We start from the raw sequence: 12,267 nt of genomic DNA on the forward strand, positions 1-12,267 counted from the left end.
TGCGAAACAGGTTGCCGGTAGATCAACGGTACCGGGGAAGACCGCCCGGAGAATACTTGGGGCAATTGGAGGGCTTCGATGCAGGAAGACAAGATACGCCAGGCCCTGATCGAACTCTTGTATCGCAATTCCTACGGCGTGGTCATCTCCAACATCGTGATCTCGATGGCGGCGGTCTATGTGCTGAGAACGGCCGTTTCCACCAATTGGCTGATCGGCTGGCTAGCGGCGCTGTATCTGCTGACGGCTATCCGGGTGCTGGCGTCGCGCCGTTTTTTCAGCCGCGCCCGGGATCGCCACTCGATCTTGCGCTGGGCATGGCTGGCTACGGCGTTTTCCTGCATGTCGGGCCTTCTGTGGGGTGTGCTTGGCTGGGTCGGCTTCATGCCCGAGGCGCCGATCGTGCTGTCCTTCACGGTCATTGTCCTAACTGGTCTCGTCTGCGGCACGGTGCCGTCTCTGTCGGCCTTTCCGCCGGCGCTGGTTGGTTCCATCCTGGCAACGGTGGTGCCGGTCGCCCTTCGCTGCCTGACCACCCAAAGCGATATTTCCGGCGCCTTCCTGTTCCTGCTCGCATCGCTGGTGGCGATCAATTTCTACTACTGCCGTATCACCTACCGCATGCTGCGCGAAACCGTCAGCCTGCGATTGGAGAACGAAACGCTGGTCGAGCATCTGCAAGAGGAACGCGACAGGGCGCAGACCGCCGACCGTGCCAAGACGCGTTTTCTGGCGGCGGCGAGTCACGATCTGCGCCAACCGATCCATGCCCTGAGCCTGCTGGTCTCGACGCTTGCCGTTTTGGGGCAGCGCGGCGACGTACCCTCCGGCGAGGCGCGCGAGCTGGCCAGCCGAGCGAAATCGGTTGTCAGCAACTTCAGTGGGCTGCTCAACGCTTTGCTCGATATCTCCCGGCTCGATGCGGGCATCGTCACGGTCGCGAGCGAGGCGGTGCCGCTGCGCGACCTCTTTGGTGATCTTCGCAATGAATTCGCCGCCGAGGCGAAACAGCGCGGACTTAGGTGGCGCGTGGTCGACAGCGGCCTCTACGTCGACAGCGACCCGATGATGCTGAAGCGCATTCTCAACAACCTGGTGTCGAATGCCTTTCGCTACACCAAGCAAGGTGGTGTCCTGCTGGGCTGTCGCCGGCGCGGCGCATGTGTGGAAATACAGGTCCTGGACAGCGGCCCCGGCATCCCCGCCGATCAGCAGGGGATGGTCTTCGAGGAGTTCGTGCAGTTGCAGAACCCGGCGCGGGACCGCACGCAAGGCCTGGGACTCGGGCTCGCCATCGTTCGCCGCACCGCCGAACTGTTGGGGCACCCCCTGAAATTGGCTTCGACATCCGGACGCGGTTCCCTGTTTTCCATCACCGTCGCGAAGGCCGGCGCGGTGCAAGCTCGCTTAGCGGTCGACACGACATCGCCGGTCAGCAGTGCCGCGGGCATCATCGTGGTCGAGGACGAGGGCGATGTTCTCGATGCCATGGTGCGCTTGCTCAGCCTGGAGGGACATCGTGTCTATCCCGGCCGCTCCGCCGGAGAGGCGCGGAAGGCCCATGCGGCGGCGCTGGCTGCCGGCGATGCGCCGGTCGACCTGATCATCGCAGACTACCGTCTCGAGAATGATACCACCGGCACCGACGCGATCCGTGCGCTTCACGCCCATATCGGCCGCGTTGTCCCGACCATCATCATCACCGGCGATACCTCGCCTTCGCGCCTCAAAAAGATCAGCGCCAGCGGCAGCCGCATCCTGCACAAGCCGATCGCCGACGAGGAATTGCGCGAAACCATTGCTGCGGTCTGCTTTGCTGGCAAGGCGACAAGTGGGGACACACGTTAACCGAAAACGCGCGCTGGACGGCCCGGAGCGCGCCAGCAAGCCGCGATGCAGCACGCCGGTGCGCAGTACATCATCAACATCGAAGCTGCCGCCCGAAAGCAAAAGAGGCCCCGGTCAAACCGGAGCCTCCAATCGTTTCAGGCAGGATCTCTCGAATCAAAGGCGAGAAGGATCAGGCAGCTTCTTCCTGCTCGGCCTCTTCGTTGTCGGCCTTGGCGCCACGCTTAGGGCCCTTGTTGAGGTTGACCTCGATCAAGCGCACGGCTTCGGTTTCCGACATGCGGTTGACGGCCGCGATCTCGCGGGCCATGCGATCGAGCGCCGCCTCATAGAGCTGGCGCTCGGAATAGGACTGCTCCGGCTGGTTGTCGGCACGGTAGAGGTCGCGCACGACTTCCGAGATCGAGATCAGGTCGCCCGAATTGATCTTCGCATCATATTCCTGGGCACGGCGCGACCACATGGTGCGCTTGACGCGGGCGCGGCCCTGCACGACCTTCAGCGCGCGCTCGACATAATCCTCTTCCGACAGCTTGCGCATGCCGATGGAGGTCGCCTTGGCGACCGGCACCTTCAGGCGCATCTTGTCCTTCGAAAAGTCGATGACGAACAGTTCCAGCTTGTGTCCAGCAACTTCCTGCTCGTCGATCGAGACGATCTGGCCGACGCCGTGCGCCGGGTAGACGATGTACTCGCCGGTCTTGAAACCGTGACGCGCAGCGGTGGACTTCTTCTGCGGGGTGATCGTTGCCATTACGCCCTGAACTCCTTGTTGTGGCACCGGCGTCCTGCCGGTCCGAACTCGCGCGATCGGGGAAGCCGATCGTTAGCCGCACAACAGATGAACCCATCGGAAAAGCCGGACCGGCAAACGCGACATTGCGACCGCCTGGCCCAGATCGCTCTGGTCCGAATGGGATTTTCACCTTTCAGTGATTTGGGGCGTCTGCGCCATAAATCGACGTTGTGTCACCGGCATGTTTCGCTGATGTAACACAAAAAGTCGGAAGAATCAAGGTTTTGCTGCACAAGCGAAGGCCACAGGCCAGCGCCGCCTGTCAAGCCGGTTAATGCGACGTGCCTCTTACCCAGCGTAATACCGGCCTTTGCGGCCGTGTTGTCAATCGCCTTCGCCGGGCTCTGCCGAGAAGTATTTCTCGAACTTGCCGGCCTCGCCGTCGAAGGATTTGGCGTCGGCCGGCGGTTCCTTCTTGGCGGTGATGTTGGGCCATTTGTCGGCGTATTCGGTGTTGACCTGCAGCCATTTGTCGAGGCCGGGTTCGGTGTCAGGCTTGATCGCGTCGGCCGGGCATTCCGGCTCGCAAACGCCGCAGTCGATGCACTCGTCGGGATGGATGACGAGCATGTTCTCGCCTTCGTAGAAACAGTCGACCGGACAGACTTCGATGCAGTCCATGTATTTGCATTTGATGCAATTGTCGGTCACGACATAGGTCATCGGTCGGCTCCGGGACGTCCCATTTTGTTGGGCTTTTTCCGTCAGGTAACGCCTTTGTCGACCGCTTGCAAGGGTAGCCATTGCGGACGGTGCCGGTGTTTCCGGAATGGAATTCCAGACTGAAGGCCCGGCGGAAGTCAGTCATGTCCCGCAGAGCGTCTGTTTGCCGGGCTCAGTTCTCGCCTCAGGCGTGCCGTTGTCCCAAAACCGCTGCGTGTTTTTGGACGCCAGGCATCAGTCTTCGCCGAGCAATCGGTCGGTCTGGCGACGTTCCTTCTTGGTCGGGCGGCCGCTGCCGGCCTCGCGCAGCCCCGGAATTGCATCGGGAGGGGCTTCGCCCTTCGGTGCGGGCGGTGGCGACATGTCCTCGTAAAGCGTACGGGCCTCCTCGGCCGGGCCGCGCCGCGTACCGGCGCCGAGCACCTTCCAGATGAAGATGCGGCGCTCGAGCGTGATGGTCAGGACGTCGCCTGGCTTGACCTGATCGGAGGCCTGCGCTGCTTTGTCGCGATTGATGCGAACGCGGCCGGCGACGACCAGTTTTGCCGCCAGCGAGCGCGATTTCACGGCGCGTGAGAAGAACAGCCATTTGTCGATGCGCTGGCGGCCTTCGGCAACCATCGAAGCGAGCCGGGTTCTACTTCTTCAACTGGTCGCGCAATGCGGCGAGCTTGGCGAAGGGCGAATCCGGGTCGAAGCGCACCGGGCGCTCCTCGCGCGGCTTGGGCTGGAAGGCAGGCTTGCCGCCCCCAGGGCTTCGATCGGGACCACCTTTGGCATCCGGCCTGCCACCCTTCCAGTCGGGACGGCCCTCACGGCGGTCGGGACGCTCGCCTTGCGGCCTGCCGTCACGCCGCTGTTCGCCTTCGGCCTGCGGCTTGGGTTTGAATTTCGAGCGGTCGAAGCGCGGCTTGCCGGCTCCATCGCGCCGGCCTTCATGGGCAGGCCGTTCTCCGGGTGCAGCTACGGCCGGTGCGCCGGCGGTATCCACGGGTGCATCGCTTCGACCGCGCGCTTGTCCGTTGCGTGGGCGATTGTTCCTTCGGTTGTCGTCGCGGTTGCGCGGACGCTGTTCGAACCGGCCCTGACGCCACAACAGGATGGGTTTTGGCGCTTCGGCTTCCGGAGCGGGTTCGCCGGCGGCTGCTTCATTCACCGCCACAGGTTCGTCCGGCGCGGCGTCCGTTGCCGGCGCGGCATTTGACACCAACTCGGCCGTTGCGGCTTCTTCTGCCGCTGCAACTTCGATCTCGGCAGTCTCAGTCTCTGCCTGCGGTTCAATCGGCGCCGGTTCGGCGACGTCGGGCGCAGCCTCGGCTACAGGCGCTTCGTCTTGCACGGTTTCGACAGGAGCGTCCGCCTGTTCTTCCACGGCAGGCGCAGCAGGTTCAGCCGCGGCGTCGGGGGTGATTTCGGCGGGAATTTCGGCCGCGGTTTCCGAAACGGCCACTGCGTCCGATGCCGGCTCCGACCCTTCGACGGCTGCCTCTGCTGCGGCATCCGTTGCCGCGGCTTCCGCCGCTTCGGCCTGCTCGGCTCGTGCAGCTTCTTCCGTCGCAAGCTTCGCCACCGCCGCTTCGCGCGCGGCATTGTCCTGTGCTTCGAGCCGCGCCTTGACCTCGACGGCCGGCTTCGGCTCGGCACGATAGCCGAGACCCTTGAGGATTTCTTCCATGTCGTCGGCGGTGGCGCCGAGGATCGACATCATCGGCGGCGTCACCATGAAGGACTGGCCGTCATAGGCGCCGTCCGGGCGCTGACCGAGGCCGGGCTTCCAGTTGGTCGCCGGACGGATCAGATCCGCCAGCCGTTCCAGTATGTCGATGCGCACGGCGCGACGGCCGAGATTGCGGTAGCCGGCAAGCTTGTAGAACGTCTTGTCGAAAGCAGGGTCGATCACCACCGAGGTGCGACCCGAGGCGAGCGCATGGACCACGTCGCCAAAGCCCGGCTTGTCCTTGCCGTCGTTCTTCAGCGCCCACAGCAATGTCACCAGCCCGGCAGGCGCCGGCTTGATCAGCGCCGGCACGAAGACATGGTAGGCGCCGAAGCGCACGCCAAGCCGGCGAAGGGCGGCGCGGCCTTCCTGGTCGAGCGACTTCATCTCCTCGGCGATGTCGCGGCGGTTGATGAGGCCGAAATTCTCGACCAGCTGGAAGGCGATGCCGCGGCCGATGCCGGAAATCTGGTCGGCGTTCCTGAGATCGACCAGCGGCTTCAGCAGCGACTCGATCTGGAAATTGACGAATCGCTCTGCACGCGCGGCGACCTTGTCGCGCGCCGGGCCGGTCAGCTGTTCGTCGGCCAGCAGCACCAGCCGCGGCTTCAGCGCGTCTTCGCCTGATACCAGCGTGCCGATCGGCGCGCCGATCCAGCGCAGCGTGCCGTCCGAGCCAAGCGCGATGTCGCCATTGGCCGAGGCGCCAAAGCGTTCGGCGCGAGCCTCGAACTCGGCGGCCAGCGCCTTCTGGGCGGCGGTGCGCACCGCCTTGGCGTCTTCACCGCCGGCGGTCTGGTCCGCGGTGAAGCGGAACCCTTGCAGCTCGCCGACATGATGGCCTTCGACAAGGACGGTTCCGGTAGGACTAATTTCGGCTTCAGGCATGGTATTTTCTCTAAGGCGCCGCATGAGGACGGAAGTCCTGCGGTCTACGAAGCGTTTCGTCAACCGCTCATGCAGCGCATCCGACAATCTGTCTTCGATTTCGCGCGTCTTTTCCTGCCAGTGTGCCTGATCGGCCAGCCAGCCGGGCCGGTTCGACACGAATGTCCAGGTGCGGATCTGGGCAATGCGATGCGACAGCGTGTCGATGTCGCCCTCGGTGGTGTCGGCGCGGCGCACCTGCTCAGCCATGTAATTCTCGTCGACATGGCCGTGGCGTGCCAGGTCCGTGTAAATGGAAGCGATAAGGTCGGCATGCTGCGCCGGCGCGATCCTGCGGTAGTCGGGCAGCGCGCAGGCTTCCCACAGCAGCGCCACGCGCTTGGCATTGGTGGTGAGTGCGCGAATGTCCTCGTCGCGCGACAGATGCTCGAGCGCCTGTGCATCGACGGCAGGCAATGCCCGCGTCAGTCCCTCGACGGGGGCGTTGGTCTCGATCGAGCGCTTCAGCGCGTCGAGGCTGGCGAAGTCGAAATGCGCGGTGCGCCACTGCAGCACCTTCACCGGATCGAAATCATGGCCTTCGATCTTCTTGATCAGCTCTTCGTCCAGCGGGTCGACCTGGCCAGTGACGCCGAAGGTGCCGTCGCGCAGATGCCGGCCGGCGCGGCCGGCGATCTGGCCGAGCTCGGCCGCGGTCAGGTTGCGATACTGGAAGCCGTCGAACTTGCGGTTCTGGGCGAAGGCGACGTGGTCGAGATCGAGGTTGAGACCCATGCCGATGGCATCGGTGGCGATGAGGTAGTCGACATCGCCGGACTGGAACAGCGCCACCTGGGCGTTGCGGGTGCGCGGCGAGAGCGCGCCGAGCACGACAGCGGCACCACCCTGCTGGCGGCGGATCAGCTCGGCGATTGCGTAGACCTCGTCGGCCGAGAAGGCGACGATCGCCGTGCGCCGCGGCAGGCGGGTCAGCTTCTTGGAGCCGGCATAGGCAAGATGCGACAGCCTCGGCCGCGTCACCACCGAGACACCCCTCAGCAGGCGCTGCAGAATGCCATGCATGGTGGCTGCACCGAGCAGCAGCGTTTCCTGGCGGCCGCGCAGATGCAGGATGCGGTCGGTGAAGATGTGGCCACGCTCGAGGTCGCCGGCGAGCTGCACTTCGTCGATGGCGACGAAGGCGGCGTCGGTCTCGCGCGGCATGGCCTCGACAGTGCAGACCGAATATCTGGCGCCCGGCGGCTGGATCTTTTCCTCGCCGGTGATCAGCGCCACTTTGTGGGCGCCGACCTTTTCGCAGACACGGGCGTAGACCTCGCGCGCCAGCAGCCTGAGCGGCAGGCCGATGATACCACTCTCATGCGCCACCATGCGCTCGATTGCGAGATGGGTCTTGCCGGTGTTGGTCGGCCCGAGCACGGCGGTCACGTCGCGGCCCGACAGGATCAGCGGCTCGGTGTGTTTGGGCTGGATGTTCATCAACCTAGAATAAGGCTTCTGGGACCTGGAAATAAGGCTTCTTGGCCTCTGGTTGTCGGGAGCGTGCCTCAAATGGCGCGTATGACAGGCGACACATAGGGATTTCGGGCGCGAAGCGAAAGCGGAATGTTCCGTCGGCGGCGAGAAGGTGGTTTTGTCAAGCTTTCAATCGGCTGCGGATTAACGGATAGAACGAGTCTGGAACGAATCGGCGACGAATCAGTGACTCCTGCAGATTCAGCTTTTGTTCACGGCTACATGTGGATTTCGCGACCGCGAGTCGCACCACATGCTGAATCGCTGAACTGGCCCGTTTCATGCTAAGAGGGCGTTGCCGTTAACCTTTGCCTGGAAACAATCACGGTGGCTTGGCGCGCCTCGACCAACATTATGAAATTGTTGATCTTTCTTAACCTGCGTTAAGCAGTTGGGCAGGCGATTTCCGGCTGTCGTCGTTAACGTTCAGCTCATAGCCGGAACGAATCGGCGACGAATCGGCGATGGCGTAATTTTCCCGATTTGTTCACCTCAATATCTTGTGTTGTGAACAGTTTATCCACCGAGAATCCACAGGTTGCCAGGGAGCTTTTGCACAGGGCTGCTGCCGGCTGTTAACCTTCGCGTGCCGAATTGGGTCAGCTACGGTCGCGAGCACGTCAAAGGGACCGTGCCGGAAACGGGCCGGTGTGCCGGCCCGTCGATCTCCTACATCGCCACGTCGTCAGGCGAAGTATTGGCCACCGTTGGCCGTGATGGTCGAGCCGGTGATGAAGCCGGCATCTTCGGATGCGAGGAAGACTACGCAGCGCGCGATCTCTTCCGGTTCGCCGAGGCGACCGACGGGGATTTGCGGGATGATGCGGTCGTTGAGCACCCTCTCGTCGATCGCCTTGACCATCTCGGTGGCGATGTAGCCAGGGCAGATGACGTTGACGGTGATGCCCGCGCGGGCTCCCTCTTGAGCGAGGGCTTTGCTGAAACCGATGTCGCCAGCCTTCGCGGCGGAATAGTTGACCTGGCCGGCCTGGCCTTTCTGGCCGTTGATCGACGAGATGGTGATGACGCGGCCGAACTTGCGGTCGCGCATGCCGCTCCACAGCGGATGCGTCATGTTGAAGACGCCGGACAGGTTGGTGTCGATGACCTCATTCCACTGCTCGCGCGTGATCTTGTGGAACATGGCGTCGCGGGTGATGCCGGCATTGTTGACCAGCACCGAGACCGGGCCGAGATCGGCCTCGACCTGCTTGATGCCGGCCGCGCAGGAATCATAGTCGGCGACCGACCATTTGTAGACCGGAATGCCGGTCTCGGCCTTGAATTTCGCCGCTGCGGCGTCATTGCCGGCGTAGTTCGCGGCAACCGAATAGCCGACGGTCTTCAATGCGATCGAGATCGCCGCCCCGATGCCGCGCGATCCGCCTGTGACGATTGCTACCTTGGTCATGCATTTCCCCTTTTTTTGATACCGCCCTGTTGTCGGGCTTGGCAGGCACTGGATACAGAACGGGCGGCTCGCGCCGCCCGGTTAGTGAGTTCTTCAGAGTGCTTCGATACACATGGCGACGCCCATGCCGCCGCCGATGCACAGGGTAGCGAGACCCTTCTTGGCGCCGCGCCGGCGCATCTCGAAGACCAGCGTGTTGAAGACACGGGCGCCGGAAGCACCGATCGGGTGGCCGATGGCGATGGCGCCGCCATTGACGTTGACGATCGAGGGGTCCCAGCCCATGTCCTTGTTGACGGCGCAGGCCTGCGCGGCAAAGGCCTCGTTGGCCTCGACCAGGTCGAGATCGCCGACCGACCAGCCGGCCTTTTCCAAGGCCTTGCGCGATGCTGGGATCGGGCCGGTGCCCATGATCTGCGGATCGACGCCGGCGGTTGCCCAGGACACGATGCGTGCCAGCGGGGTGATGCCGCGCCTCACCGCTTCCGCCTCGCTCATCAGCAGCGCGCCGGCGGCACCGTCATTGATGCCGGAGGCGTTGGCGGCGGTCACCGTGCCGTCCTTGTCAAAGGCCGGCTTCAGCTTGGTCATGGCGTCGAGCGTGGCGCCATGGCGGATGTATTCGTCCTGGTCGACAATGGTGTCGCCCTTCTTGCCCTTGAGTGTGACGGCGACGATCTCGTCCTTGAACTTGCCGGCCTTTTGCGCGGCCTCGGCCTTGTTCTGCGAAGCCAGCGCAAACTGATCCTGGTCTTCGCGGGTGATCTGGAACTGACGTGCCACGTTTTCGGCGGTGTTGCCCATGTGATAACCGTTGAAGGCATCCCACAGCCCGTCCTTGATCATGGTGTCGATCAACTTGAAGTCGCCCATCTTGACGCCGGCGCGCAGGTGCTGGGCATGGGTCGAAAGCGACATCGATTCCTGGCCGCCGGCGACGATGACCTTGGCATCGCCGGTGGCGATCTGCTGCATGCCGAGCGCAATGGCACGCAGGCCCGAGCCGCAAACCTGATTGAGGCCCCAGGCTGTGGTTTCCTTGGGCAAGCCAGCATTGATCGATGCCTGGCGGGCCGGGTTCTGGCCTTGCGCGGCGGTCAGCACCTGGCCGAGGATGACCTCGTCGACCTCGCCTGGTTCGACACCGGCACGCGACAGCAATTCCCTGATGACAACGGCACCGAGCTCATGCGCCGGGGTGGCGGCAAAGGCGCCGTTGAAGGAGCCGACCGGCGTGCGCGCCGCGCTGGCAATGACGATGGAAGCGGACATTTTCTTCTCCAGACTTCAAGGGTGTCGTTCTGTCGTTAGGGACTTTTCTTGCCCTTTCCCAACCCCAAGTCAAACCGGAAATAGGCAGGGCGCCCATGCGCCGCAAGCAGGTCGTGCCTTGCCATGGCGGCCATTCGTCCATTGCTGCGCAGCATATTTTGCCTGCTATGCAGCATTTAGTGATCCCGCACTGCACAAACTGCTTGGAATTGTGAAGCTTTTGCGCATATCCTCAAAAAAAAGGCACAATCGTTATCGGCGGCTTGCTCAGAGGCGCGCCGGTGTCCCCGGGAGGATGTAGATGGCCGCTAAAGACGATCCGATCATCATCAAGAAATACGCCAATCGCCGCCTCTACAACACCGGCACCAGCACCTATGTGACGCTCGAGGACCTCGCCGAGATGGTCAAGAAGGGCGAGGAGTTCACCGTCCAGGACGCCAAGACCGGCGACGACATCACGCATCCGGTGCTGACCCAGATCATCTTCGAACTGGAGAACAAGGACGGGCAAAACATGCTGCCGATCCCGTTCCTGCGCCAGCTCATCGCTTATTACGGCGACCAGATGCAGATGATCGTGCCGAGCTTCCTCGAACAGTCGATGCTCGCCTTTTCCAAGGAGCAGGAGCGCTTTCGCGAGCAGATGAAGGGGGCGATCGGCAAGTCGCCGCTCGACATGATGAAGATCACCACGCCGATCAAGGCGCTGGAGGAACAGACACGCCGCAACATGGAAATGTTCCAGAATGCGATGCGGCTGTTCACGCCGTTCCCGCCCGCCGGCACCGCGCCAGCCGCCGCGCCGTCGTCCGAGCCGGCCAGGAAGGAAACGTCAGAAAAACCCGACGATCTTCAGGAACTGAAGGACCAGATCGCGGCCATGCAGCGCAAGCTCGACACGATGTCGTGAGCTTATTGCTCTTGCGATCTTACACCAGCGCGCCTTCATAGCGGCCGCGCGGCCTGATGTTACTTCCGCTTGTTATCTGTTCGACCGTGTGCTCGGCCCAGCCGACGCTGCGTGCGAGCGCAAACAGGCGAAACGGTGCATCGCGCGGCAAGCCAAGGCTGCGCGTCAGCGCGGCCAGCCCGAAGTCGATGTTGGGAAGCGCGCCGGTCGTGGCAAGGGCAGCGTCGCGCAACGACGACAGTGTGCCGTCAACCTCGATCACCGACAGCAGCGCCGCCCCTCGGGGATCGCCGTCAGGATAGAGCTGATGACCGAACCCCGGCAGCGGCCGGTCATGGCTGAGCCAGCGCCGGATCGTCGCATCGGCGCCATGCCGCGCCGCATCCTCGGCCAGTTGCATCACCGCCTCGCCGGCGCCGCCATGGCGAGGACCTGACAGTGTCGCGAGCCCTGCCAGCAGGCAAGCGGCCAGCGGCGCGCCGGTCGAGGCTGCGACGCGCGCAGCGAAGGTCGACGCATTCAGTTCATGATCGGCAAGCAGGACAAGCGCGCGGCGGATCGCATCGGCGCCGCCGGCATCCACCGACCAGTCCTGCGCAAGCCGCTGATGGATGGGATCCGGTCCTGCCGGTGCGCCCAGCGCGCCGGCCAGCACGCCGACCGCGTGCGCGGCGTCGGCATGCAGCGAGGCGGCGCTGCGCCCAAGCGATGGGCGTCCCTGGCCGGCAAGCACGGCAAGTTGCGCAAAGGCCGTAGCCCGGCCAGCCTGATAGGGCGCATCCGGCGACGGTGCTTCGAAAGCCACCGGTTCCGGCAGAGCCCAGAGCACGGCGGCGGCTTCTTCCAGTGTGGCGTGCCCGGAGAGCACTGCGGCGTCCTGCCCGCGATAGATAAGCCGACCGTGCGAGACCGTCGAAATCGCCGTTGCGATCGAGGGCTCACCCCAGGCGATGGCGCTTTCGGCGATGACTGACGGGCTGCGGCCGCGCGCCCGGCGGGTCGCCAGTGCGGCGACATCGTCGGCGCGGTACTGGCTGCGGCGCGGATCGGCGCGGTCGGGCCGCATGCCGATGCGCCCACGGCTGACATAGGCGTACAGCGTCTGCGCCCGCACCTTGAGCCTCTCCAGCGCCTCTTCCCGGGACAACCATTCGGACATATCGAGCCCTGATGTTGATTCTATTGATCAAGATTGATGGAAACGTTGCCCATCTCTATCTCCGATCCGGAAATGCTTCAAGGAG

The 12,267-nt window shown here is 63.7% G+C and carries 9 protein-coding genes; 2 read left to right on the plus strand and 7 right to left on the minus strand.

Going from position 1 to position 12,267, the window contains the following annotated elements; translation table 11 throughout:
• The first annotated feature begins 78 nt into the window (after positions 1-78).
• Positions 79-1,848: a hybrid sensor histidine kinase/response regulator gene (locus NKJ04_RS26635; RefSeq protein WP_352678116.1), complete on the plus strand. Its 1,770-nt coding sequence runs from the start codon at positions 79-81 to the stop codon at positions 1,846-1,848.
• A 172-nt stretch (positions 1,849-2,020) separates the two neighbouring features.
• On the opposite strand, the gene NKJ04_RS26640 is transcribed toward NKJ04_RS26635, so the two are convergent.
• The 6 genes from NKJ04_RS26640 to NKJ04_RS26665 form a co-directional block, all read right to left on the minus strand.
• Positions 2,021-2,602, minus strand: a complete 582-nt coding sequence (locus tag NKJ04_RS26640) for a CarD family transcriptional regulator (RefSeq protein ID WP_013529179.1) — start codon at positions 2,600-2,602, stop codon at positions 2,021-2,023.
• Positions 2,603-2,968: 366 nt separating this feature from the next.
• Positions 2,969-3,307: a ferredoxin FdxA gene (fdxA, locus tag NKJ04_RS26645; RefSeq protein WP_023699302.1), complete on the minus strand. Its 339-nt coding sequence runs from the start codon at positions 3,305-3,307 to the stop codon at positions 2,969-2,971.
• Positions 3,308-3,541: 234 nt separating this feature from the next.
• A complete protein-coding gene (locus NKJ04_RS26650; RefSeq protein ID WP_127297242.1) occupies positions 3,542-3,928 on the minus strand; it encodes an RNA-binding S4 domain-containing protein in 387 nt (128 codons plus the stop codon).
• Between the two features lie 16 nt (positions 3,929-3,944).
• Positions 3,945-7,391 carry a helicase-related protein gene (locus NKJ04_RS26655; protein ID WP_352678120.1) on the minus strand — a complete coding sequence of 1,149 codons (3,447 nt, stop codon included), beginning with the start codon at positions 7,389-7,391 and terminating at the stop codon, positions 3,945-3,947.
• A 721-nt stretch (positions 7,392-8,112) separates the two neighbouring features.
• A complete protein-coding gene (phbB, locus tag NKJ04_RS26660; protein WP_352678123.1) occupies positions 8,113-8,838 on the minus strand; it encodes an acetoacetyl-CoA reductase in 726 nt (241 codons plus the stop codon).
• Between the two features lie 93 nt (positions 8,839-8,931).
• Positions 8,932-10,110, minus strand: a complete 1,179-nt coding sequence (locus NKJ04_RS26665; protein ID WP_128305521.1) for an acetyl-CoA C-acetyltransferase — start codon at positions 10,108-10,110, stop codon at positions 8,932-8,934.
• 301 nt (positions 10,111-10,411) lie between these two features.
• Here NKJ04_RS26665 and phaR point away from each other — a divergent pair, with 301 nt between their 5' ends.
• Positions 10,412-11,023: a polyhydroxyalkanoate synthesis repressor PhaR gene (gene phaR / locus NKJ04_RS26670; protein ID WP_352678126.1), complete on the plus strand. Its 612-nt coding sequence runs from the start codon at positions 10,412-10,414 to the stop codon at positions 11,021-11,023.
• Between the two features lie 19 nt (positions 11,024-11,042).
• Here the strand turns inward: phaR and NKJ04_RS26675 are convergent, their stop codons facing one another.
• Positions 11,043-12,182: a citrate/2-methylcitrate synthase gene (locus NKJ04_RS26675; RefSeq protein WP_352678129.1), complete on the minus strand. Its 1,140-nt coding sequence runs from the start codon at positions 12,180-12,182 to the stop codon at positions 11,043-11,045.
• Positions 12,183-12,267: the final 85 nt, after the last annotated feature.

This window comes from Mesorhizobium sp. M0618 (genome assembly GCF_040320765.1).
In the GTDB taxonomy this organism is placed as follows: domain Bacteria; phylum Pseudomonadota; class Alphaproteobacteria; order Rhizobiales; family Rhizobiaceae; genus Mesorhizobium.